Annotated in this window: 22 protein-coding genes, 1 tRNA gene and 1 pseudogene; 13 read left to right on the top strand and 11 right to left on the bottom strand. The window is 71.3% G+C overall.

The window, feature by feature from the left end:
- Window positions 1–42 precede the first annotated feature (42 nt).
- A complete protein-coding gene (locus AC2D9U_RS08965; protein WP_484748129.1) occupies window positions 43–765 on the top strand; it encodes a class II aldolase/adducin family protein in 723 nt (240 codons plus the stop codon).
- Between the two features lie 69 nt (window positions 766–834).
- Here the strand turns inward: AC2D9U_RS08965 and AC2D9U_RS08960 are convergent, their stop codons facing one another.
- Window positions 835–1,755 (bottom strand): helix-turn-helix domain-containing protein, encoded by a 921-nt coding sequence (locus AC2D9U_RS08960; RefSeq protein WP_484748128.1) that lies wholly within the window; start codon window positions 1,753–1,755, stop codon window positions 835–837.
- Window positions 1,756–2,023: 268 nt separating this feature from the next.
- Between AC2D9U_RS08960 and AC2D9U_RS08955 the strand changes: the two genes are divergently transcribed.
- Both AC2D9U_RS08955 and AC2D9U_RS08950 read left to right on the top strand, forming a co-directional pair.
- Complete coding sequence (locus AC2D9U_RS08955) at window positions 2,024–3,487, top strand: phytoene desaturase family protein (RefSeq protein WP_484748127.1); 1,464 nt, start codon at window positions 2,024–2,026, stop codon at window positions 3,485–3,487.
- Window positions 3,487–4,419: a carotenoid 1,2-hydratase gene (locus tag AC2D9U_RS08950; RefSeq protein ID WP_484748126.1), complete on the top strand. Its 933-nt coding sequence runs from the start codon at window positions 3,487–3,489 to the stop codon at window positions 4,417–4,419. The genes AC2D9U_RS08955 and AC2D9U_RS08950 overlap by 1 nt, the downstream gene beginning before the upstream one ends.
- Here the strand turns inward: AC2D9U_RS08950 and AC2D9U_RS08945 are convergent.
- Window positions 4,409–4,705: a nitrile hydratase gene (locus AC2D9U_RS08945; protein ID WP_484748125.1), complete on the bottom strand. Its 297-nt coding sequence runs from the start codon at window positions 4,703–4,705 to the stop codon at window positions 4,409–4,411. The two genes, AC2D9U_RS08950 and AC2D9U_RS08945, sit on opposite strands and share 11 nt — an antisense overlap.
- Before the next feature lie 138 nt (window positions 4,706–4,843).
- On the opposite strand from AC2D9U_RS08945, the gene AC2D9U_RS08940 reads away from it, so the two are divergent.
- A complete protein-coding gene (locus AC2D9U_RS08940) occupies window positions 4,844–5,113 on the top strand; it encodes a hypothetical protein (protein ID WP_484748124.1) in 270 nt (89 codons plus the stop codon).
- Window positions 5,114–5,172: 59 nt separating this feature from the next.
- Here AC2D9U_RS08940 and AC2D9U_RS08935 read toward each other — a convergent pair whose 3' ends face one another.
- Window positions 5,173–6,768, bottom strand: coding sequence for a phosphoenolpyruvate carboxykinase (locus AC2D9U_RS08935; protein ID WP_484748123.1), 1,596 nt, complete (start codon window positions 6,766–6,768; stop codon window positions 5,173–5,175).
- Window positions 6,769–6,909: 141 nt separating this feature from the next.
- Window positions 6,910–7,650: a HugZ family pyridoxamine 5'-phosphate oxidase gene (locus tag AC2D9U_RS08930; protein ID WP_484748122.1), complete on the bottom strand. Its 741-nt coding sequence runs from the start codon at window positions 7,648–7,650 to the stop codon at window positions 6,910–6,912.
- A 117-nt stretch (window positions 7,651–7,767) separates the two neighbouring features.
- On the opposite strand from AC2D9U_RS08930, the gene AC2D9U_RS08925 reads away from it, so the two are divergent.
- On the top strand, window positions 7,768–8,469 hold the full coding sequence (locus AC2D9U_RS08925) for a response regulator transcription factor (RefSeq protein WP_484748121.1): 702 nt from the start codon (window positions 7,768–7,770) through the stop codon (window positions 8,467–8,469).
- A 69-nt stretch (window positions 8,470–8,538) separates the two neighbouring features.
- Entirely contained in the window at window positions 8,539–10,230 is a 1,692-nt protein-coding gene (locus AC2D9U_RS08920; RefSeq protein ID WP_484748120.1) for a stimulus-sensing domain-containing protein, read from the top strand.
- A gap of 213 nt (window positions 10,231–10,443) precedes the next feature.
- On the opposite strand, the gene AC2D9U_RS08915 is transcribed toward AC2D9U_RS08920, so the two are convergent.
- The 6 genes from AC2D9U_RS08915 to gltX form a co-directional block, all read right to left on the bottom strand.
- The gene (locus tag AC2D9U_RS08915; protein ID WP_484748119.1) at window positions 10,444–11,427 is read right to left on the bottom strand and encodes a Bug family tripartite tricarboxylate transporter substrate binding protein; all 984 of its coding nucleotides are present in this window, start codon (window positions 11,425–11,427) and stop codon (window positions 10,444–10,446) included.
- Between the two features lie 2 nt (window positions 11,428–11,429).
- Entirely contained in the window at window positions 11,430–12,293 is an 864-nt protein-coding gene (locus AC2D9U_RS08910) for an alpha/beta fold hydrolase (protein WP_484748118.1), read from the bottom strand.
- Window positions 12,290–13,111: an RNA methyltransferase gene (locus AC2D9U_RS08905; protein WP_484748117.1), complete on the bottom strand. Its 822-nt coding sequence runs from the start codon at window positions 13,109–13,111 to the stop codon at window positions 12,290–12,292. Before AC2D9U_RS08905 ends, AC2D9U_RS08910 begins: the two co-directional genes overlap by 4 nt.
- Entirely contained in the window at window positions 13,108–13,476 is a 369-nt protein-coding gene (gene copM, locus AC2D9U_RS08900; protein WP_484748116.1) for a CopM family metallochaperone, read from the bottom strand. Before copM ends, AC2D9U_RS08905 begins: the two co-directional genes overlap by 4 nt.
- A gap of 121 nt (window positions 13,477–13,597) precedes the next feature.
- On the bottom strand, window positions 13,598–14,992 hold the full coding sequence (gene cysS / locus AC2D9U_RS08895; RefSeq protein WP_484748115.1) for a cysteine--tRNA ligase: 1,395 nt from the start codon (window positions 14,990–14,992) through the stop codon (window positions 13,598–13,600).
- 5 nt (window positions 14,993–14,997) lie between these two features.
- Window positions 14,998–16,332, bottom strand: a complete 1,335-nt coding sequence (gene gltX, locus AC2D9U_RS08890; protein WP_484748114.1) for a glutamate--tRNA ligase — start codon at window positions 16,330–16,332, stop codon at window positions 14,998–15,000.
- A gap of 101 nt (window positions 16,333–16,433) precedes the next feature.
- Between gltX and AC2D9U_RS08885 the strand changes: the two genes are divergently transcribed.
- The 7 genes and pseudogenes from AC2D9U_RS08885 to AC2D9U_RS08855 all read left to right on the top strand — a co-directional run bounded on the left by AC2D9U_RS08885 (window position 16,434) and on the right by AC2D9U_RS08855 (window position 21,109).
- The gene (locus AC2D9U_RS08885) at window positions 16,434–16,826 is read left to right on the top strand and encodes a hypothetical protein (protein ID WP_484748113.1); all 393 of its coding nucleotides are present in this window, start codon (window positions 16,434–16,436) and stop codon (window positions 16,824–16,826) included.
- Window positions 16,756–17,211 (top strand): annotated as a pseudogene (locus tag AC2D9U_RS08880) (DUF2237 family protein); the annotation flags it as partial. The gene AC2D9U_RS08885 and the pseudogene AC2D9U_RS08880, both read left to right, overlap by 71 nt.
- Window positions 17,212–17,213: 2 nt before the next feature.
- Window positions 17,214–17,351: a hypothetical protein gene (locus AC2D9U_RS08875; protein WP_484748382.1), complete on the top strand. Its 138-nt coding sequence runs from the start codon at window positions 17,214–17,216 to the stop codon at window positions 17,349–17,351.
- A gap of 34 nt (window positions 17,352–17,385) precedes the next feature.
- Window positions 17,386–18,534, top strand: a complete 1,149-nt coding sequence (locus AC2D9U_RS08870) for an acyl-CoA dehydrogenase family protein (protein WP_484748374.1) — start codon at window positions 17,386–17,388, stop codon at window positions 18,532–18,534.
- Window positions 18,535–18,567: 33 nt separating this feature from the next.
- The gene (locus AC2D9U_RS08865; protein ID WP_484748112.1) at window positions 18,568–18,918 is read left to right on the top strand and encodes a hypothetical protein; all 351 of its coding nucleotides are present in this window, start codon (window positions 18,568–18,570) and stop codon (window positions 18,916–18,918) included.
- Between the two features lie 66 nt (window positions 18,919–18,984).
- Entirely contained in the window at window positions 18,985–20,388 is a 1,404-nt protein-coding gene (locus tag AC2D9U_RS08860) for a M20/M25/M40 family metallo-hydrolase (protein ID WP_484748111.1), read from the top strand.
- Between the two features lie 130 nt (window positions 20,389–20,518).
- The gene (locus AC2D9U_RS08855; RefSeq protein WP_484748110.1) at window positions 20,519–21,109 is read left to right on the top strand and encodes an EF-hand domain-containing protein; all 591 of its coding nucleotides are present in this window, start codon (window positions 20,519–20,521) and stop codon (window positions 21,107–21,109) included.
- A gap of 177 nt (window positions 21,110–21,286) precedes the next feature.
- Here the strand turns inward: AC2D9U_RS08855 and AC2D9U_RS08850 are convergent.
- Window positions 21,287–21,361: transfer RNA gene (locus tag AC2D9U_RS08850), tRNA-Val, on the bottom strand.
- Window positions 21,362–21,447 lie beyond the last annotated feature (86 nt).

Here is a 21,447-nt window from a genome sequence, read left to right as displayed (position 1 = left end):
AGCGGCCGGATGGCCGCGCCCGGCGATTGAGGGAACAAAAGAATGAGCGACGATCTGGTGGCGCATGCCGTGCGCGAATTGGTGCTGGCGAACCGCATCCTGGCGAAGGAGGACGTGATCGACGATTTCGGCCATGTCTCGCTGCGCCACCCGACGCGGCCGGATCGCTACTTCCTCTCGCGCAGCCGCAGCCCCGTGGCGGTGACGGCGGACGACATCATGGAGTTCGAGCTCGACGGCACGCCGATCGACCAGCGCGGCAGGCGCATGTACAGCGAGCGCGCGATCCATGGCGCGATCTACATGGCACGGCCCGACGTGATGGCGGTGACGCACCACCATGCCCGCCCGGTGCTGCCCTTCACGGTGACGAAGCTGGCCCTTCGCCCGGTCTTCCACATGGGCAGCGTGATCGGGCCCGAGGTGCCGATCTGGGACAGCCAGGACGAGTTCGGCGACACCAACATGCTGGTCGATGACCTGCCGCGCGGGCATTCGCTGGCGAAGGTGCTGGGAAAGGGGCGCTCCGTGCTGCTGGCCCGCCACGGCGCCTGCTGCGTGGGCGCCAATCTGCGCGCCGCGGTCTTCACCAGCGTCTACATGAAGGACAATGCGGCGACGGTGCTGGCCAGCCTGCCGCACGGGCCGGTGAGCTACCTCACGCCCGGCGAGGTGGAGAAGACGGCGGCGATGCTGCTCTCCGACATGCCGCTGGCGCGCGCCTGGGATTACTGGCTGACGCGCGCCGGCTTCGGCGGCATCTAGCGGAGCCCTCAGTCGCCGGGCGCGCGCTCCGCGCGCTTGGCTCGCCGGACTGCCGGCGGGCCGCCTGCCCTACCGACCGGCAAGCTCCGCGCGGTCGTCCAGCCGGTAGCGGTCGAGCTTCGCATAGAGGCTCTGTCGCGACAGGCCGAGCATGTCGGCGGCCGCGGTGCGGTTGCCGCCTGACTGGCGCAGCGCTTCCTCGATGCAGGCGCGCTCCAGCAGGGCGGAGGTGTCGCGCACGATGGTGGGCAGCGGCACGCGGCCGACCTCGCTGGCCAGCCCCTCCAGCGCGACCTGCAGGGCGGTCGATTCGCCGCTCGGCAGCAGGCGCCGGCCGATATCGCGCACCACGAGGCCGATCACCGGCCGGCCGCTTTCCTCATGCAAGGTGCCGGAGATCTCGACCTCCCGCTCGCAGCCGAGCGAGCCGGTAAGCCGCGCGGCGAAGAGCCGGATGGCGCCATGCTGCGCCAGCGTGGCCAGCAGCACCGCGAGGTCGGCGCCCGGCGCATGCAGCCAGCGATCCAGCGATTCGCCCAGGATCGACCCCTCGGCCCCGCATTGCGCCATGTCGAGGAAGGCGCGGTTGGCGCGCTGCACATGGCCATGCGCGTCCAGCGCCACGAAGCCGTCCGGCATCTGGTCGAGCAGCGGGCCGGCCTGCAGCCCCTCGGCCTCCGGCAGCACGGGCCGCGTGCGCCCCGCAACCAGGATGCCGCCCTGCCCGCCGGTGCGGCAGGCGACGTATTCCACCGGCACCTCGGTGCCGTCCGGGAAGCGTTGCGTGATGTGCAGATAGGCCGCCATCTCGCCGTCCCGGAGCTGAGCGAGAACCTGGCGCAGCTGTTCGGTGTCGGCGGGATCGACCGTGGCCGACCAGTTCTGGCCGGGCCAGGCGGCCAGCGCGTCTTCCGGCAGGCCAGGCGTGAGGGTCACGTCGCGGATGATGCCCTGGCGGTCCAGGCGAAGCTGGATGTCCGGGCGGGTCAACCGGGAACGCTTCATCGGGCGGGGCCCATTTTCGTCACGGCGGTCTGCTCCGTCATGGCGGTGGGATCGACAGCGGCACGGTCCACATATCGACAGTCGGAACGTTAATATTCGGTGCCACGAACAAGGCGTCAATGCGGCGAGGGCCAGCGAATCCGGCGTTTTTTCGCCCCTGGCCGTGCCGCGGGCCGTCCTGCCCGCCATCGCCACACCGCGCGCGCCCGGCGCGCTTGACGCGACCAGACCACACCCCCCCTACTCCCCGCCCATGCGGGGTCAGGAGCAGAGGGTCGGCGTCATCGGCGGGGGGATTGGCGGGCTGGTGGCGGCCATCCTCCTGGCGCGACGCGGGCACCGGGTGGTGCTGTGCGAGGCGCAGGGCGCACCAGGCGGCAAGCTGCGCCGCATCCCGCTGGGTGCGCGCACCATCGAGATCGGCCCCGCCGCGCTCACGCTCCGCCCCGTCTTCGCGCAGATCTTCGCGGAGGGCGGGCAGCTTCTGGAGGATTTCCTCACCCTCACCCCGCGCGACACCCCGGTGCGGCATCTCTTCGCCGATGGCAGCCGGCTCGATCTGCCGATGGCGGAGGCGCCGGCGGCCGAGGCCATCGGGCACTTCGCCGGCGCCGCCGAGGCACGCGGCTACCGCGCCTTCCGCGCCCGCGCGCGTGCCGCCTTCACCACGCTGGAGGAGACGCTGCTGCGGCGCGCCCGGCCGAGTGCGCTCGGCCTCGCCAGCCAGGCGGGGGTGGGGCGGCTGCTCGCCACCGGGCCCTTCACCACGCTGTGGGACGCGCTGGGCGAGCATTTCCGCGACCCACGCCTGCGCCAGCTTTTCGCGCGCAGCGCCGGCTATGTCGGCAGCTCGCCCATGCAGGCGCCGGCGACGCTGATGCTGGTGGCCGATGTGGAACACCAGGGCAGCTGGTGGGTGGAGGGCGGCATGTCGTGCCTCGCCTTCGCCCTGGCCGATCTCGCGCGCGCCGCGGGGGTGGAGCTGCGGCTCGGCGCGCGGGTGGCGGAGATCCTCGCGGCCGGCGGGCGCGTCAGCGGGCTGCGCCTGGCGTCGGGTGAGATCCTGGCCTGCGATTCGGTGGTGGCCAATGCCGACCCGGCCGCGCTGGCCGCCGGGCGGCTCGGCCCGGCGGCGGCGCGGGCGGTGGAGGCCGTGCCGGTGATGAAGCGCTCCTTCTCCGCCCTGCTCTGGGCCATGGAGGCCGAGGTCGCGGCCCCCGACCTGCCGGCCGAGACGGTGCTGCACGGTGCCGATCCGATGGGGGAATACGGGGCGCTCGCCTATCGCGGGCGGCTGCCGGCGGATCCTTCCATCACCCTGCTCGCGCCCGACCGCATCGGGGCACCGCCGCCGCCGGGGCCGGAGCGGCTGCTGGCCATGATCCACGCCCCGGCGCGCGGCGATGCCGGCCAGCCCGATGCGGCGGCGCTCGCCGCCATCGAGGCGCAGGTCCTGGCGCGCCTCGCGCGGCTCGGCATCACGCCGGGGGCACGGCAGCGCATCGGGCCGGCCGAGTTCGAGGCGATGTTCCCCGGCACCGGGGGCGCGCTCTATGGCCAGGCGGTGCAGGGCTGGCAGGCGACCTTCTCGCGCCCGTCTTCCCGCACGAAGCTGGCCGGGCTTTACCTCGCGGGCGGCGGGACGCATCCCGGGGCGGGGGTGGCGATGGCCGCGCTTTCGGGCAGGCTCGCCGCGGCTGAGATTTCGGGAGGATGATGTTGAGGGGCTGGGAATTCCACCGCGCGGTGGCGCCGCGCGGCTATTCATGGTGGTACATCGACGCGCTGAGCGAGGACGGCAAGCACGGCCTGACCCTCATCGCCTTCATCGGCACCGTCTTCTCGCCCTGGTATGCGCTGGCGCGGCGCAATGGCGGCGGCGACCCGCACAATCATTGCTGCCTCAACGTGGCACTCTATGGCCAGCCCAAGCGCTGGGCGATGACCGACCGGCGGCGCGATGCCCTCTCGCGCGATGCCAATTCGCTGCGCATCGGCCCGAGCAGCCTGCACTGGGATGGCGAGAAGCTCACCGTGCAGATCGAGGAGATGACCGCGCCCTGGCCGTCCCGCCTGCGCGGCACGGTGGTGCTGCGGCCCGATGCGCTCTCGACCCGCGCCTTCCAGCTCGATTCCGATGGCCGCCACCATTGGCATCCCATCGCCGCGCGCTCGCGCGTCGAGGTGAGCTTCGAGCAGCCCGGCCTGCGCTGGTCGGGGCCCGCCTATTTCGACACGAATTGGGGCGCCGCACCGCTCGAGCAGGATTTCATCGGCTGGGATTGGTGCCGCGCGCCGATGCCCGACGCCACCGCCATCCTCTACAACGCGCAGCGCCGCGACGGCACCGCGCAATCCCTGGCGCTGCGGGTCGGCGCCGATGGGTCGGTGACGGATTTCGAGCCGCCCCCGCCGGTGCAACTGCCCAAGACCCTCTGGCGCATCGCGCGCCCGACCCGGGCCGAGGGGGCGAAGGCGCGCGTGGTGCGCACGCTGGTTGATGCGCCCTTCTACTCGCGTTCGGAGATCCGCACCCATCTGCTGGGGCAGGAGGCGACGGCGGTGCATGAGAGCCTGTCGCTGGATCGATTCCGCTCGCCGACCATGTACGCGATGCTGCCCTTCCGGGTGCCGCGGCCTATTTCGTGAGGTCTTCCGGTAGCACCACGCCCTTCTCCTGCATCAGCGCGCACATCGCCCGCAGCCAGCGCTCGTAATAGGTCATGGCGTGGTATTCGGCCTCGGGCAGCGCCTCGATGGCGCGGCGCAGCTCATCCACCGTCATCAGCCCGCGCTGCGCGAGCAATTGCCGCAGCGCATCCACGCGCTGGCCGAAGGCATCGGGCGGCGCGTCATCCTCGGGATCGACCGGCGTGCAGCGAAAGCGCGCGGCGCCGCCGAGGTCATGCGCGGCGGGGGGTGGGGTGGTGTCCATCGGCAGAGGATAGCGGCGGATTCACGGACGGGAAACCAATCCGGCGCCAGGATACGCCCACAGGCCAGGAGGGCCGTTCCGGGGCGCCCTTCGCCCCACCCGCATCAAGGCGGGCTCCCGTCACCGCTGGAGCAGGCCATGCCCTTCGATTTCTCCGCCGGCGCCATGCTGCCGGTCGACACCCAGCCGATCCATGGCGTGCCGCGCCATGAACTCGTCGCCCATGCGCTGCGGCAATTGCCGGCCGGGCTGCGCGAACAGGTGGCGGAGATGGAAGTCACCGCCGCCGGTTCGCTCGTGCATATGGGCATGAATTTCGAGCAGGTCGCCTGGCGCGCCGTCTGGCGCCGCGCCGGCCTGCCCGTCGCCGCCGGCAACTTCCCGGTCTGGAACGGGCAGATCATGTGAAGGCCCGGCGCGGACCTCCGCGCCGAACGATCACGCGCGACGCGGCCGGCGATCGGCGATCAGGCCGCGGCGCGGATCGCCACGGCCTTCACGTCGTCGCCAACAGCATCGGCGAAGCTCGCGAAATTCTTCTCGAACAGCCCGACAAGCTGCGCCGCCTGCTTGTCATAGGCGGCCTTGTCCGCCCAGGACTCGCGCGGGTTCAGCACGCTGGCCGGGATGCCCGGCACGGCGGTGGGGATCATCAGGCCGAAGAAGGGATCACGCGTGAACTCGACCTTCGCCAGGGAGCCGTCGAGCGCGGCGCGCAGCAGGGCGCGGGTGTGCTGGATGCTCATGCGCTTGCCGGTGCCATAGGCCCCACCCGTCCAGCCGGTGTTCACCAGCCACACATCGGCGCCGTCCTCGGCGATGCGCTCGGCCAGCATCCGGCCATAGACCTCGGGATGGCGGGGCAGGAAGGGCGCGCCGAAGCAGGTGCTGAAGGTCGCCTGCGGCTCCTTGCCCAGGCCCTTCTCGGTGCCGGCCACGCGCGCGGTGTAGCCGGACATGAAGTGGTACATCGCCTGCGCGGCCGAGAGCTTGGCGATCGGCGGCAGCACGCCGAAGGCGTCGGCGGTCAGCATCACCACATTCTTCGGCTTGCCCGCGCGCCCGCCCGGGACCGTGTTCGGGATGAACTCGATCGGGTAGCAGCTGCGGGTGTTCTCGGTCATGCGGTTGTCGTCGAGGTCGAGATTGCCGAGCTCGTCCGCCACCACGTTCTCCAGCACGGTGCCGAAACGGTGCGAGGCGTCCCAGATCTGCGGCTCGGCCTCCTGGCTCAGCTTGATGACCTTGGCGTAGCAGCCGCCCTCGAAGTTGAAGACGCCGGTCTCGCTCCAGCCATGCTCATCATCGCCGATCAGGCTGCGCTCGGGGTCGGAGCTGAGCGTGGTCTTGCCGGTGCCCGACAGGCCGAAGAACAGCGCCGTGTCGCCACCCTTGCCGAGATTGGCCGAGCAATGCATCGGCAGCACGCCGCGATCGGGCAGCAGCCAGTTCATCACGGTGAAGATCGACTTCTTGATCTCGCCCGCATAGCTGGTGCCGGCGATGCAGATCACGCGGGCGGCAAAGCTCAGCGCGATGCAGGTCGAGGTGCGGCAGCCATCGGCGGCCGGGTCGGCCTCATATTCCGGGGCGTGCAGGATCACGTAGTCGGGCTTGAAGCCGGCGAGTTCCGCGCGCGGCGGGCGGATGAACATGTTGCGCGCGAACAGCGCGTGCCAGGCATTGGTGGTCACCAGCCGCACCTTGATGCGGTGGGCGGGATCAGCGCCGGCGTAGAGGTCCTGCGTGAACAGCTCGGGGCGGGTGCCGAGCCAGGCGCGGACCTTGCCAGCGAAGCCGGCGAACTTCTCGGGCGCCATCGGCTGGTTGATGCGGCCCCACCAGATCGCGTCATGAACGGCCGGGTCGTCCACCACGAACTTGTCCTGCACCGAGCGGCCGGTGTGCTGGCCGGTCACCGCCATGAAGGCGCCATCCGCCGAGAGCCGCCCTTCGCCACGGCGCAGTGCATGGGCGTAGAGCCCGGCCGCCGTGAGATTCGCGTGTACGGGCACGGAACCGGCGACACCGGTACCCGCGAGGGCGTTTTCCTGGGACGTCATGGGCCAACCTCCGATGGGGCACGTCCGGCCCAGGCATGGCCGGCGCTACCTTGTGCCTCAGCCCCCTATGGCGCCCAGGCAGGGCGTAATTAGGGCGGGTAAGCTGTCCCAATCAATCGGGCCGGGGTGGGAACCAACCGGTTATTTTGTTGCGAGCGCTGTTCGCCCCGCCCGCGCGGCCTTGATCAGCGCGGCGCGCACGCCATCGGGCTCGGTGACCGGGGCGGGCCAGGGGTGGCGCAGCACCGCCTCTTCCAGCGCCAGGTCGCAGCCATCGGAATCGAGCGCCGCCAGCCGCCAAGGGCCCGGCGCCGCGCCATGCAGGCCCACGGCGATCGCTTCCACCGCATCGGCGTGGTCGGCGTTCACATGGCCCAGGATCTCGGCCTCGGCCGCCGCCAGGGCAGCATGGTCCGGCAGCAGATCGGCCAGCTTGAGCCGCGTGGCGCGGGCGAAGCCGCCGACCAGCAGCGCAGCCTGGGGGCGGATGCGCCACAGCGCGAAATCGCCGAAATCCGCATACAGCGCGGCATAAGGGTGGCGCGCCAGCCAGCGCGGCTTGAGCGTGGCGGCCTCCGGCGCCGGCACCGGCTCGGCCAGGCCCGTCAGCGTCACGCGCGGGGCGGTCTGCGGGTTGGCGGAGCTGGGCGTGCCGGTGAAGAGCAGCGCGCAGCGCGGCTCGCTGCGCAGGTGGCGGGTGTGCTCGGACAGGCTGGAGAGCAGCAGCAGCACGGAGAGATCGGGCGCCGTGGCGGGCGTGACCAGGCTGGCGAAGGGCTGGCCCTCGGCGGAGGTGGCCAGGGTGGCGGCGGTGGCGGCGCGGACCAGGGCGCGGGCCTCGAAGGCCAGGGCGGCGGGGCTTGTTTCCGGTGCGACTGCCATGATCTCCCACCTCGTGACCCGGCTTTGCCACAATTTGCCGGCATAAATGCCGGACGCCACAATTGGCCGGCATGATGCCCATATGGGCACAGCATCGCCCCGAAGGAGCCCCTCACCGTGCCGCACACCATCGCTTTGGTGGATGACGACCGCAACATCCTGACCAGCGTCTCCATGACCCTGGAGCAGGAAGGCTTCACCGTGCGCACCTTCACCGATGGCGAGAGCGCGCTTCAGGGCCTGCTCGCGCGCCCCGCCGACCTCGCCGTGCTCGACATCAAGATGCCGCGCATGGATGGCATGGAGCTGCTGCAGCGCCTGCGCCAGCGCACCGCCATGCCGGTGATCTTCCTGACCAGCAAGGATGACGAACTCGATGAGCTGATGGGCCTGCGCCTCGGCGCGGATGACTACATCACCAAGCCCTTCAGCCAGCGCCTGCTGCTGGAGCGCATCCGCGCGCTGCTGCGCCGCAACGAGGCCGGGCGCGCCGAGGGCAGCGGCACGCCGGCGGGGGGCATCCTCTCGCGCGGCGACCTCGTGCTGGACGAGACCAAGCACACCTGCCTGTGGAAGGGCGCGCAGGTGCAGCTCACCGTCACGGAATTCCTGCTGGTGAAGGCGCTGGCCGTGCGGCCGGGCATGGTGAAGAACCGCGACCAGCTGATCGACGGCGCCTATGGCGAGAACATCTATGTCGATGACCGCACCATCGACAGCCATGTGAAGCGCGTGCGCAAGAAGTTCCGCCAGGTGGACCCGGAATTCTCGATGATCGAGACGCTCTACGGGCTGGGCTATCGCTACAAGGAGGCCTGAGGGCGCCGCGACCGGTGCAACCCGCCCGCAATCCGGATAGACTCGGGAAAACCCGTTCTGGATTCACCCATGCCGGATGCCGGCGGCCCGCCGCCCAAGCCCGTGAAGATCGAGGCGCCGCCGCGGCGCTGGCTCTCGCCGCTGCTGCGCCGGATCCTGCTGCTCAATGCCCTGCCGCCGGCGTTGCTCGCCGCAGCCCTGCTCTATCTCGACCAGTACCAGAACGGGCTGCTCGCCGCCGAGGTGGAGAGCCTGCGCACCCAGGCGCGCATCTATGCCGGCGCCATCGCCGAGACCGCCGCGCGCCCGCGCGATGACCGCATCATCCTGGTGCCCGAGGCCGCGCGCCCCCTGCTGCGCCGCCTGGTCGAGCCCTCGCCCAACACCCAGGCGAAGCTGTTCGACAATACCGGCCTGCTGATCGCCGACAGCCGCGTCCGGGAAGGCCCGGGCGGGGCCATCGTCACCGAGCCCCTGCCCCCGCCCCAGCCGCCCGGCGCCCTCGCCGGCACGGTGGGCGGGCTCTATGAGCGGCTGATCGCGCTCCTGCCGCGCCAGGGGCCGGGTGGTGTGACGGTGGATGTGAACCCCGACGCGCCCTCCTTCGACTGGCAGCCGGAATTCGGCGGCACGGCGACGGGGCAGACCAATTCGGACCGGCAGCAGGAGCTGCGCCTGGCCCTGGAGGGCGGTGTGCGGCCCTATATCCGTCGCACCGCCGAGGGGCGGCTGCTGATCTCGGTGGCGGAACCCGCGCGGCGCGGCGCGGCCTCGGTCGGCATCGTGCTGCTGACGCGCGAGAGCCGGGAGGTGGATGCCAGGCTGCTCGAGATCCGCGTCTCGGTGCTGGTGCTCTTCGGCGTGGCACTGCTGCTGACGGTGCTGCTCTCGCTCTACCTCGCGCGCACGCTCGCGACGCCGATCCTGCAACTCGCGCAATCCGCCGCCGCGATGCGTGAGGGTGAGGGGCGTGGTGGCTCGGTGCAGCCCGCGCTGCTCGCCCGCAAGGATGAGATCGGCGTGCTGGCGCGCGATCTCCAGGCGGCGGCGCGGGCACTCTGGGCGCGGATCGACGCGAATGAGCGCTTCGCCGCCGATGTGGCGCATGAGCTGCGCAACCCCTTGACCTCGGTACGCAGCGCCATCGAGACGCTGCGTCGCATCGAGGACCCGCTGAAGCAGCGCCGGCTGCTGGCGATCATTTCCGACGACGCGGTGCGGATGGACCGGCTGATCAACGACATCGCGGACTCGTCGCGCGTCGATGCCGAGCTTTCCCGCACCGTCGCGCAGCCGGTGGATGTCGCGCCGATCCTCTCGGCGCTGGGCGAACTCCACGCCGCGACGCGTGACGAGCGCGACCCGGTGGTGGAGATCGAGGCCCCGCATGAGGGGCTGATCGTGCGCGGCGTGGAGGGGCGCCTCGTGCAGGTCTTCCGCAACCTGCTCGGCAACGCGATCTCCTTCAGCCCCGAGGGCGGGCATGTGACTCTGCGCGCGCGCCCCACGGGCCAGATGGTGGAGTTCGTGGTGGAGGATGAGGGACCGGGGATCCCGGACGGGAAGCTCGAGAGCATCTTCGATCGCTTCTACAGCGAACGGCCGAGCGGCGAGCGTTTCGGCCAGCATTCCGGCCTCGGCCTGTCGATCTCGCGTCAGATCGTCGAGGGCCTGCGCGGGCGCATCAGCGCCGAGAACCGGCGCGACGCCGAGGGCAAGGTCATCGGCGCGCGCTTCATCGTGCGGCTGCCGGCGGCGTAGCGCGATCCGGTTCTTGAGCACGAGCTGCGTTCATCAGAACGCATATTGCTCTAGGGTCCAAACCCGATCATCCACCGGGCGCCTGGCCGGCCCCGCGCGGCATCCGCGGCGTCAGGCTGCTTGCCGATGCCGCCAGCATCGGCTGCGCATCCTTCCTGGCGGCCTGCCACACTGTCCTCAGCCATGCACCTCGGGTCTGATTGGGTTTGGACCCTAGTCCGGCCGAATGCCCGCGGCGGCGATGAGCCGCGCCTTGTAGGCAAGGTCGTCGCGCAGGAAGGCGGAAGTGGCCTCGGGCGTCGCATTGTGAACGGTGTAGCCCGAGGGGATGAGGAAGCGCTCGCGCACCAGCGGGTCTTCCATCGCCGCGGTGATGTCGCGATGCAGCCGCGCGACCAGCGCGGGCGGCGTGCCGCCGGGGGCGAAGGCGCCGAACCAGGTGCGGGGGTCGATCTCGCCGAAGCCGGACTCGATCAGGGTGGGCACCTCGGGCAGGGCCTCGAAGCGCGTCGGCTTGCCGACCGCCAGCGCGCGCAGCCGGCCCGCGCGGATATGCTCCGCGCCCGAGGCGATGCCGGCCAGCGTCATCTGCACCTCGCCCGAGAGCGTGGCGAGGACCGCCGGCGTCAGGCCGCGATAGGGCACATGCACCATCTCGATCCGCTCTTTCGCCATCAAGGCGCCGAAGGCGAGGTGCGGCTGGCTGGCCGTGCCGTAGCTGCCGAAGTTGAAGCGCCCCGGCGCGGCGCGCGCGGCCTCGACCAGTTGCTGCATGGTCTGCGCGCCGACCGCGGGGTGCACCAGGACCATCTGGTGCACATCGACCAGCAGCGAGATGGGCGCGAGGTCGCGCATCGGGTCATGCGGCAAATTGCGGATCAGGTGCGGGTTGGAGGTGATGGAGTTGTCCGCCGTGATCAGCAGCGTGTGCCCATCGGGCGGCGCCTTGGCCACAATGTCCGTGCCCGGCACGGTGGACCCACCCGGGCGGTTGTCCACCACCACCGGCTGGCGCCAGGTCACCTGCAGCCGATCCGCCAGGCCGCGCGCCAGCGCATCCAACCCGCCGCCGGGCGGGAAGGGCACGATGATGCGGACCTGACGGCTGGGGAAGGAGTCCTGCGCCCGGGCGAGGCCGGGGACGATGGCCGGCGCGGCAAGGGCGGCGGCGAGCAGGCTGCGGCGGGGCAGGCGCATGGTCAGGCTCCGAAGAAGAAGGCGCGGAGAAGCTCCGATGTTTGCGCGGGCGCTTCAAGCTCGGGCAGGTGGCCGATGCCGGCGGGGCTTTCGAAACGCGCGCCCGGGATGGCGGCGGCGATCAGGCGGCCGACCGTCTCGGGCGGGTTCACCTGGTCGTCCGTGCCGGTGATGGCGAGGGTCGGGCAGGTGATGTGCGGCGCGAAATCGATGATGACATCGGCCTTGTCGGTGCAGCGCGCGGCCTGCATCAGCCCGCGTGGATTGGTCGCGGCGACCACGGCCTGGACCATCGCCAGCACCTCCGGCGGGGCCTTCGGCGAAATGAGCTTGGCCGAGCGCGTGCGCGCCAGCGCCACGCCGCCTTCGGCGACGGAGGCCGCGCGCATGGCGAGCATCTGCGCGCGCCCTTCATCGCCCTTCCAGCGCTGCCCGCGCGAGGTGCCCATCAGCGCGAGTTTCTTCACCCGCCCCGGATGCCGCGCGGCAAGGCAGGCGCCGGTCATCGAGCCGAAGGAGGAGCCGGCGAGATACACCGGGCCCGCCACGCCCAGCGCATCGAGCAGCGCGACGGCGACATCGGCATAATCCGCGGCGTCCGGCGCTTCGGCGGCGAAATTGTCGCTGAGGAAATAGCCCGGCGCGTTCCAGGCGATGACACGGGCGTGGCGCGACAGCGCGGCGAGGGAGAAGCGCCAGCCCGTGCTGTTCGCGCCGATGCCGTGCAGGCACAGGATCGTCTCGGGTCCGCTGCCCGCTTCCATGTAGCTGATCCGCGGGCCTTCGAGGCCAAGCCGCGCGGCGTCCACCTCGGTGAAGCGCAAATCGGGCAGGGGCGGAATCGGCGTGCCGTCAGGATGGTTCATGAGTCGGTCTCCCAGGGCGTGGGCTTGTCCTCGAAGCGTCCGCGCCGCATGCGGCCGCGGGAGAGTTCCGTGACCACGCCATGCAGCGTGCGCAACTCCTGCGCCGTCACCTCGCCGCGTTCGAACCAGTGGCGGAGGTTGCGCACCATGCCCGGGCGCTTGGGCGCATTGTGCAGGAAGCCCGAGGCATCCAGCTCGTCGATGAGCCGCGTGAGGAAATTCTCCAGCTCGCCCTTGGTGGCGATATGCGTCTCATTGGTCTGGAAGTCGCGCGGCGGCGTGGTCTCGGCCTGCATCCACCACTCATAGGCGAGGATCATCACCGCCTGCGCCAGGTTCAGCGAATTGTGCTGCGGGTTGAGCGGGTAGCGCACCAGCGTGTCGCAATGCGCGAGGTCATCGGCCTCGAGCCCCGCGCGCTCGGGCCCGAACAGCACGGCGCAGCGCAGGGCGCGCGCATTGATGGCGCGCAGCTCGGCGGCGGCGGCGCGGGCATCCAGCACGGGAATGATCACATGGCGCGGGCGCGGGCAGGTGCCGAGCACGCGGTGGCAATCGGCGATGGCGGAGGCGACATCCGGATGGCAGGTCGCGGCGTCGAGGATCGCATCGGCGCCGGAGGCCGAGGCATAGGCATGGGGCTGCGGCCAGCCATCGCGCGGGGCGACGATGCGCAGGTGGAACAGCCCGCCATTCGCCATGGCCCGCGCCGTGGTGCCGATGTTCTGCGCCATCTGCGGGCGCACCAGCACCACGATCGGGCTCTCGCCCGGCGGCGGCGTGAGGCGCGCGCCCCCTTCCCCGCGCCCGCCCGTCATCGCGCCGGCGGTCGGGCCGCGGGGGAAGCGAGGAAGGCGCGGAGCTGCGCGATCTCGCGCTCCTGCGCGGCGATGATCTCTTCCGCCAGCTTGCGCATCTCGGGCGATGTGCCGTAGCGCAGCTGGATGCGGGCCATGTCGATCGCGCCCTGGTGGTGCGGGATCATGCCGGCGGCGAAGTCGCGATCCGCATTGCCGCTGTAGCGGATGTCCATGTCGCGATGCATGCGCGCATTCGCCTCGCGGAATTCGCGCGTGCTCGCGGGCTCATTGGCCGAGGCGCGCGGCGCGCCATGGCCGGCATGCTGGGCCATCGCCGGCGTGGCGAAGGCGAAGAGGAGGGCAGCGAGGGCAAGGCGGGTCATGGCGAATCCTCCGTATGGGTGGTCCGCCCTTGGTCCAACCTTCCCCCCGAGGGAACGCAAGACAGGATCGGGGCGGCCGATACAGACCTTCGGGCCAAGTGCCCTTCGGTCATCGGACGCCTCAGGCCCGCCGCCACGTCGTCCCCTGTGGCCCGTCCTCGAGCAGGATGCCCTGGGCGGCGAGGTCCTTGCGGATGCGATCCGCCTCCGCCCAATCCTTGGCCTTGCGCGCGGCGAGGCGCGCGGCGATGGCGGCCTCGATCGCGGCGGCGTCATCGACATCGCCGCGGAACCAGGCCTCCGGCGCCTGGCCGAGCAGGCCGAGCAGCGCGGCGCAGGCCAGGATGCGGCCCTTCAGCGCCGGCAGCGCCGCGTCATCGCCCGCCTCCAGCGCCGTATTCGCCGCAGAGACCAGGTGATGCAGCGTGGCGAGCGCGAGCGGCGTGTTGAGGTCATCCGCCAGCGCTTCCTCGAAGGGCGGGGCCTCGATGGCGTGGGGGGTGGCGCCGTCGGTCGCGGCGACATCGGCCATCTTGGCGAGGGCGCGGTAGAAACGATCCAGTTCCCGCCGTGCCTCGCTCAGCCCGTCCAGCGTGTAGTCCAGCGGCATCCGATACTGGGTCTTCAGCAGCAGCAGCCGAAACGCCTCGCCGGCCCAGGGGCCATGCGTGAGGATATCCTGCACGGTGCGGAAATTGCCGAGCGACTTCGACATCTTCTCGCCATCCACGAGCAGCATGCCGTTGTGCATCCAGAAGCGCGCGAAATGGCTGCCGGGGAAGGCGCAGACACTCTGCGCGACCTCGTTCTCATGATGCGGGAACATGAGGTCCGCGCCACCGCCATGGATGTCGAAATCCGGGCCGAGATGCTTCCACGACATGGCGGAGCACTCGATATGCCAGCCCGGCCGGCCGCGGCCCCAGGGGCTGTCCCAGCCGGGCTGCTCTTGCGTGGAGGGCTTCCACAGCACGAAGTCGCCGGCATCGCGCTTGTAGGGCGCGACCTCGACGCGCGCGCCGGCCAGCAGCTCATCCGGGCTGCGGCCCGACAGCGCGCCGTAACTTGCGAAGCTGCTGACGGCGAAGAGCACATGGCCCTCGGCCGCATAGGCGTGGCCATTGGCGATCAGGCGCTCGATCAGCGCGATCATCTCGGGGATGGTGCCGGTCGCGCGGGGCTCGACATCGGGCGGCATGTTGCCGAGCGCCGCCATGTCGCGGTGGTAGTCGGCGGTAGTGCGCGCGGTGAGGGTGTCGATCCCCACGCCGCTCTCGCGCGCGCGGTCGATGATCTTGTCCTCGACATCGGTGATGTTGCGCGCATAGGTCACGCGCGGATAGAGCCGCCGCAGCAGCCGCGCGAGCACGTCGAAGACGACGACGGGGCGCGCATTGCCCAGATGCGCGAGGTCATAGACCGTCGGGCCGCAGACATACATCCGCACATGGGTCGGATCGAGCGGCTCGAACCGCTCCTTGCGGCGCGTCGCGCTGTTGTGGAGCTGCAATTCCATGGGGTTCAACCAGCCAAGGCCTGGCGCAGGCGCTTCAACGCCTTGTCGCGGCCGATAAGGGGAAGGAAGGTCTTGAGGTCCGGGCCGTGATCCTCGCCGGTCAGCGCACGGCGCAAGGGCAGGTACAACAGCTTGCCCTTGCGGCCGCTGCCCTCTGCCACGCGCGCTGTCCAGGCCGGCCAGGTGGCCTCATTCCAGATCCCCTCGGGGGCGGTCTCGATCGCCAGGCGCAACAGATCGGCGTCGGCCGGATCGCCCAGCGGGACGATATCGCCGGCAACGACATTCCACCAGTCCCGCGTTTCGCGGAAGAGATCGAGGTTGCCGCGCACCGCGAGCCAGAAATCCTCCCCCGCGCCCTCCGGCAGCCTCTCCCGCACCGCGGCGAAGGGCAGGCCGTGCAGGTAGCGCCGGTTCAGCCCGAGCATCTGCTTCGTGTCGAAGCGCGCCGCCGAGTGGGAGACGCGGCCGAGGTCGTAGTCGCGCGCGAGTTCGGCCGGCATGCCCGCCACCGGATCGCCCGAGGTGCCCAGCGCCGCGAGGTAGCCGGCGAGTGCGGCCGGCTCCACCCCGTCGCGCCGCAGCTGCCGCAGCCCCATGCCGCCCAGGCGCTTGGAGAGCGGCCCGCCATCGGCGTCCGTCAGCAGCGGCAGGTGCGCGAAGCGGATCTTCCCGGGGTTGCCGCCGAGCGCGGCAAAGATGTCGAGCTGGATGCCGGTGTTGGTGACATGGTCCTCGCCGCGGATCACGTCGGTGATGCCCATCTCGAGGTCATCGACCACCGAGGTGAAGGTGTAGAGGAAGCTGCCATCGGCGCGGATCAGCACCGGGTCCGACAGGCTCGGCAGCTTCACCGTCCGCTGGCCGAGCACGCCATCCTGCCAGGCCACGCTCACGCCGTTCAGCTTGAAGCGCCAATGCGGCGTCTTGCCGTTGGCGATGGCGCGTTCGAGCTGCTCGGCCGTCATCTTCAGCGCGGCGCGGTCATAGATCGGCGGCTTGCCGGCGCGTTCGCGCTGCTCGCGCTTGTAGGCGAGCTCCTCCGGCGTCTCGAGGCAGGGGTAGAGGCGCCCGGCGGCCTTCAGCTTCTCGGCGGCCAGGGCGTAGCGGGCGAGCCGGTCGGACTGGCGGGCGAAGCTGTCCCAGTCCAGGCCGAGCCAGCGCAGGTCTTCCTCGATGGCCTGGGCGTATTCGGGCTTGCCGCGCTCGGTATCGGTATCGTCGAGGCGCAGCAGGAAATGCCCGCCCTGGCGGCGCGCGAGGCACCAATTGGCGATGGCGATCCGGGCATTGCCGACATGCAGCAGGCCGGTGGGGGAGGGGGCGAAACGGACTTTCATGTGCGGCCACAGGAACGGCATAAGGGCGCGGAAGGCAAGCGTGCCTGCCATCATGCCGTCGCAATCGCGGCGCCTGCTGCGTCCATGGAATGAGGTGACCCATGCGCGTGACATCGCTGGTCTTCGCCGCCGCGCTGGCGGCCGGCACCCTCGCCGCCCCTTCGGCCCAGGCCGAATGGCGCGGGCGCGGCTATTACGGCTATGGCTATGCCGGCGCGCCGGCGCTGGGGGCCATCATCGGGCTCGGGGCGGGGGTGGCGATCGGCAGCGCGCTCGCGCCGCGCGCCTATTATGCGCCGCCGCCGGTCTACTACGCGCCACCCGCCTATTACGCGCCGCCGCCCGTCTATTACGGCCCGCCGCCGGCCTATGTCGCCCCACCCCCCTATTCCTGGGGCAGCGTGCCGCAGGCCTATACGCCGCATGTCCCGCCCGCGCCGCCCTATCCCTGGCCGCCGCAGCAGGAGGGCTTCGGGCCGGGCTTCCGGAAGTAGCCTTCCGGGCTGCGGGGCGGGCGCCGGGGCGGCATTCCAGCCCGATGCAGGCCATGGCATCCTGCCCTGCGATCGGCCCCTGCGGGGCAGGTCGTGCAGTAAGGAGTGCCCGATGCCCTATGGCGAGAGCGAACCGCGGGACCAGCGGCCGGAACGGCCACCGGCGCTCAACGTGCTGGGCGGCGCGCTGCTGCCCTGCTCGGTCGCGCCGCTGACGGGCTTCTTTCGCGATGGGTGCTGCAACACCGGGCCGCAGGATCGCGGCCTGCACGTGGTTTGCGCCGAGGTCACGGCGCGCTTCCTGAGCTTCAGCAAGGCGCGGGGCAATGACCTGTCGACGCCGCGGCCCGAATATGGCTTCGCGGGACTCAAGCCCGGCGATCGCTGGTGCCTCTGCGCGGCGCGGTGGGAGGAAGCTCGGCTGGCGGGACATGCCCCCCCGTGCTGCTGGAGGCGACCCATGCGGCAGCGCTGGAGGTCACCACGCTGGACCATCTGCGCGCCCATGCGCTCGATCCCGTGTAGCGCACGATCGGTCCAATCCCCGGAAGGGATCGCCATGTCCTTCGACCTGCCCGAAACCACACGCGAATTGCGCGACGTCGCCCTCGCCTTCGCGCGCGAGCGCCTCGCCCCCCAGGCACAGCGCTGGGACGAGGAGCGGCATTTTCCGGTGGATGTGATGCGCGAGGCCGCGGGGCTCGGCATGGCCGCGCTCTATGTGCGCGAGGAGTCGGGCGGCGCGGGGCTCTCGCGCCTCGACGCGGCGGTGGTGTTCGAGGCCCTGGCCATGGGTTGCCCGACCATCTCGGCCTTCCTTTCCATCCACAACATGGTCGCCTGGATGATCGACCGCTATGGCGACGAGGCGCAGCGCGCCACCTGGCTGCCGCCGCTGATCACCATGGAGAAGATCGCGAGCTACGCGCTGACCGAGCCCGGCGCGGGCAGCGACGCGGCCGCACTCGCCACGCGCGCGCTGCGCGACAATGCGGGCTATGTGCTGGACGGGACGAAGCAGTTCATCTCGGGCGCGGGTGTCTCGGACCTCTACCTCACCATGGTGCGCACCGGCGGGCCGGGGCCGAAGGGCGTGTCCGCGCTGCTGATCCCGAAGGAGACGCCGGGGCTGAGCTTCGGCGCCAATGAGAAGAAGATGGGCTGGAACGCGCAGCCGACGCGGCAGGTGATCTTTTCCGGCGCGCGCGTGCCGGCGGCGGCGCTGCTCGGGCAGGAAGGGCAGGGCTTCCGCTTCGCGATGAGCGGGCTGGATGGCGGGCGGCTCAATATCGGCGCCTGCTCGCTCGGCGGCGCGCAGCGCGCGCTGGACATCGCGCTGGCCTATGTGCGCGAACGGCGCGCCTTCGGGCAGGCGATCGAGAAGTTCCAGGCGACGCAGTTCCGCCTGGCCGACATGGCGACCGAGCTGGAGGCCGCGCGCACGCTGCTCTGGCGGGCGGCGGGCAAGCTCGACACCGGGGCGCCGGACGCCACCGCCTTCTGCGCCATGGCCAAGCGCTTCGCCACCGATACGGGCTTCCGCGTGGCGGATGAGGCGCTGCAACTGCTCGGCGGCTATGGCTACCTGGCCGATTACGGGATCGAGAAGATCGTCCGCGACCTGCGCGTCCACCGCATCCTGGAGGGCACGAACGAGATCATGCGCGTGATCGTCGCGCGGCAGCTGCTGCCCCCAACCGAAGGTTGAGTTTCGCGCGGCGAAAGCGCTAGGCTCCCGCGCATGCCGCTTCGCGCCCCGTGCTTCCTGCTGGCCTGCCTGCTCCTGCCCGGCCTTGCGGCGGCGCAACCGCTGCGCAGCCTGGTGGTGCCGGGCGACAGCGTGGTGGCCATCGCCCCGCGCGGGCAGGTGGTGCCGCCGCCCCCCACGCCGCCCCTCGCGCCCCCCCCTCCCCCGGCGCCACTTGCTGCCGCGCCCCTCGCCGCCGCACCGCTGGCCCCCGCGGCTGGGCCGGGCGCCGTGCCGCTCGCCCCTGCCATGGGCGCGCTGCTGCCGCTGGCCGCAGCGGCGCTGCTGGGCGGGGCGCTGCCGGGCTCGGGCGGGGGTACCAGCGCACCGGCCTCGACACGCTGAAAAGTGGGGTGGACCCGCGTTGCGTCTTGGCGCATCTTAAGAATGTGTAAATAACAGAGACGTGCAGTGCAAAACGCGACTCGCGATGGGGCCATCGCCCGCGCCCTGGCCGATTTCGACAGCGGCGCCTTCCTTGCGCGGCTGAAGAGCCTCGTCGCCATCCCCTCCACCTCGCAGGAGGAAGCGGCCGCGCCGGCGCTGGAACGCTACCTCGCCGAAGGGCTCGAGCCCTGGCTGACGCGCCTCGGCTTCGCGGTGACGCGGCACGCCAATCCGCTGCCCGGCTTCGGCCCGATCCTGACCGCGCTGCGCATCGAGGACCCTGCCCTGCCGACCGTCCTGCTCTACGGCCATGGCGACACGGTGCGCGGGCTCGAGGATCAGTGGCGCGCGGGCCTCGCCCCCTGGCAGGTGACGACCGAGGATGGCCGCTGGTATGGCCGCGGCACCGCGGACAACAAGGGCCAGCACGCGCTGAACATCGCCGCCCTCGAGGCCGTGCTCGCCGAGCGCGGCGGGCAGCTTGGCGCCAACATCAAGCTGGTGGTCGAGACGGCGGAAGAGCGCGGCTCCCGCGGCTTGCGGGAATTCGTGGCCGCCAACGCCACGCTGCTCGCCGCCGATGCGCTGATCGCCTCCGACGGGCCGCGGGTGGAGCCCGAGGTGCCGACCATCGCCACCGGCACGCGCGGCACCTTCCATTTCACGCTCGCGGTGCGGCTGCGCCCGGGGGGCGTGCATTCCGGCCATTGGGGCGGGTTGACCACCGACCCGGCGGTGGTGCTGGCGCATGCGATCAGCACCATCATGGACCGCGAGGGCAAGATCCTGGTGCGGGACTGGCTGCCGCGGGGCGGCGTGCCGGCCGCGGTGAAGGGCGTGCTGGCCGGCTGCCCCGTGGGCGGCGGCGATGGCGCGGCCACGATCGATCCCGGCTGGGGCGAGCCCACGCTCAGCCCGGCGGAGAAGATCTATGGCTGGAACAGCTTCATCGTGCTGGCCATGCTCTCCGGCCGGCCCGAGAACCCGGTGAACGCCGTCGCGCCCGATGCGGTGGCGCATTGCCAGATCCGCTACACGGTCGATACCGACCCGGCGGTCTTCGAACCCGCGCTGCGCCGGCATCTGGACGTGCATGGGCTCTCGGAGGTGCGGATCGAGAATGCCGGCATCCGCATGCCCGCCAGCCGCACCGCGCCGGACCACCCCTGGGTGCGCTGGGCGCAGGAGTCGATGGAGCGCAGCCTGGGCAAGCGCGTGCAGGTGATCCCGAACAGCTCGGGCGGGCTGCCGGGCGATGTCTTCGTCGATCACCTGGGCGTGCCGCTGGTCTGGGTGCCGCACAGCTACAATGGCTGCAAGCAGCATGGGCCGGACGAGCACCTGCTGATCGCCGCGGCGCGGGAGGGCATCGCCGCCTTCGCCGGGCTGTGGTGGGACCTGGGCGAGGGGTCCGTCCCCGGGCGGTGAGCCGGCAGGTAACGCGGGCTGTTACCATTCCACACAGCCTGACACAGCCATGGACACGCGCCTGTTGCATTCGGCGCGCATCTTCCTGTCATGGCCGGCACCCCGCTGGCCCTCACACGGAGAGTTTCCCATGACCAGGACGAAGATGGCGCTGTTCGCAGGTGCCGCGCTGGTGGCGGTGGCCGCCGCCGGCACGGCGATGGCCCAGGGTGGGCCTCAGGGCGGCTATCAGGGCGGCCATCACGGCGGCCGCGGCGGTGGCTTCGCGATGGGCGAGGCCTTCGCCCGCGCCGACGCCAACAATGATGGCCGCGTGACCCGCGAGGAAGGCACCACCTGGCTCCAGGCGCGCTTCGCCGAGGTGGATGCGAACCGCGATGGCGGCGTGACCCTCGAGGAGATGCGGGCCTATGCCCAGTCCCGCATGGGCGGCCGTACCCCCCCGGCCGAGATGCGCGAGCGCGCCGAGCAGCGCGGCCAGACGATGTTCCGCGCCATGGACGTGAACAGCGACGGCCGCGTCACCTTCGAGGAGCTGCGCCCCTTCGCCGAGGCGATGTTCCGCGCCCGTGACGCCAATGCCGATGGCGCCCTGACGCGGGAAGAGGTGCGCCCCGGGCGTGGCCATCACGGCCGTGGCGGCCCCGGCGAGGGCCGTGGCCCCGGTGCGGGCCAGGGTCCGGGCCAGGGCCAGGGTCGCGGGCCCGCCAGCTCCAACTGAGCTGACGCCGCGCAACGGAACAGCGCCGGTGGCCGAAAGGCTGCCGGCGTTTGCGTGTGATCATGGAAAGGCGGACGGCGAAGCCGGCCGAGGCCGCGAATGCGGCCCGCCGCCAGTGCGGCGAGCCAAGCGGCCGGATGGCCGCGCCCGGCGCTTGAGGGCTCTGAAAAACCGGGATGGTGGGCGCGACAGGGATTGAACCTGTGACCCCCGCCGTGTGAAGGCGATGCTCTACCGCTGAGCTACGCGCCCATCCCGGGGGCCGGTGGATAGGGCGCCGGGGCGGTTTGTGTCAAGCGGGCCGGCCTTGGCAGATGCACCATCAGGGACGATATCCT

This window comes from Roseomonas sp. TF40 (assembly GCF_057219975.1).
Note: the sequence above shows the minus strand (reverse complement) of the source record. Positions and strands in the feature narration are given on the sequence as shown.

What these genes read in the sequence shown, in the direction of transcription:
- AC2D9U_RS08965 (WP_484748129.1), top strand. Translation starts at nt 43, where the DNA reads ATGAGCGACGATCTGGTGGCGCATGCCGTGCGCGAATTGGTGCTGGCG.
- AC2D9U_RS08955 (WP_484748127.1), top strand. Translation starts at nt 2,024, where the DNA reads ATGCGGGGTCAGGAGCAGAGGGTCGGCGTCATCGGCGGGGGGATTGGC.
- AC2D9U_RS08950 (WP_484748126.1), top strand. Translation starts at nt 3,487, where the DNA reads ATGTTGAGGGGCTGGGAATTCCACCGCGCGGTGGCGCCGCGCGGCTAT.
- AC2D9U_RS08945 (WP_484748125.1), bottom strand. Translation starts at nt 4,705, where the DNA reads ATGGACACCACCCCACCCCCCGCCGCGCATGACCTCGGCGGCGCCGCG.
- AC2D9U_RS08940 (WP_484748124.1), top strand. Translation starts at nt 4,844, where the DNA reads ATGCCCTTCGATTTCTCCGCCGGCGCCATGCTGCCGGTCGACACCCAG.
- AC2D9U_RS08935 (WP_484748123.1), bottom strand. Translation starts at nt 6,768, where the DNA reads ATGACGTCCCAGGAAAACGCCCTCGCGGGTACCGGTGTCGCCGGTTCC.
- AC2D9U_RS08930 (WP_484748122.1), bottom strand. Translation starts at nt 7,650, where the DNA reads ATGGCAGTCGCACCGGAAACAAGCCCCGCCGCCCTGGCCTTCGAGGCC.
- AC2D9U_RS08920 (WP_484748120.1), top strand. Translation starts at nt 8,539, where the DNA reads ATGCCGGATGCCGGCGGCCCGCCGCCCAAGCCCGTGAAGATCGAGGCG.
- AC2D9U_RS08915 (WP_484748119.1), bottom strand. Translation starts at nt 11,427, where the DNA reads ATGCGCCTGCCCCGCCGCAGCCTGCTCGCCGCCGCCCTTGCCGCGCCG.
- AC2D9U_RS08910 (WP_484748118.1), bottom strand. Translation starts at nt 12,293, where the DNA reads ATGAACCATCCTGACGGCACGCCGATTCCGCCCCTGCCCGATTTGCGC.
- AC2D9U_RS08905 (WP_484748117.1), bottom strand. Translation starts at nt 13,111, where the DNA reads ATGACGGGCGGGCGCGGGGAAGGGGGCGCGCGCCTCACGCCGCCGCCG.
- copM (WP_484748116.1), bottom strand. Translation starts at nt 13,476, where the DNA reads ATGACCCGCCTTGCCCTCGCTGCCCTCCTCTTCGCCTTCGCCACGCCG.
- cysS (WP_484748115.1), bottom strand. Translation starts at nt 14,992, where the DNA reads ATGGAATTGCAGCTCCACAACAGCGCGACGCGCCGCAAGGAGCGGTTC.
- gltX (WP_484748114.1), bottom strand. Translation starts at nt 16,332, where the DNA reads ATGAAAGTCCGTTTCGCCCCCTCCCCCACCGGCCTGCTGCATGTCGGC.
- AC2D9U_RS08885 (WP_484748113.1), top strand. Translation starts at nt 16,434, where the DNA reads ATGCGCGTGACATCGCTGGTCTTCGCCGCCGCGCTGGCGGCCGGCACC.
- AC2D9U_RS08870 (WP_484748374.1), top strand. Translation starts at nt 17,386, where the DNA reads ATGTCCTTCGACCTGCCCGAAACCACACGCGAATTGCGCGACGTCGCC.
- AC2D9U_RS08865 (WP_484748112.1), top strand. Translation starts at nt 18,568, where the DNA reads ATGCCGCTTCGCGCCCCGTGCTTCCTGCTGGCCTGCCTGCTCCTGCCC.
- AC2D9U_RS08855 (WP_484748110.1), top strand. Translation starts at nt 20,519, where the DNA reads ATGACCAGGACGAAGATGGCGCTGTTCGCAGGTGCCGCGCTGGTGGCG.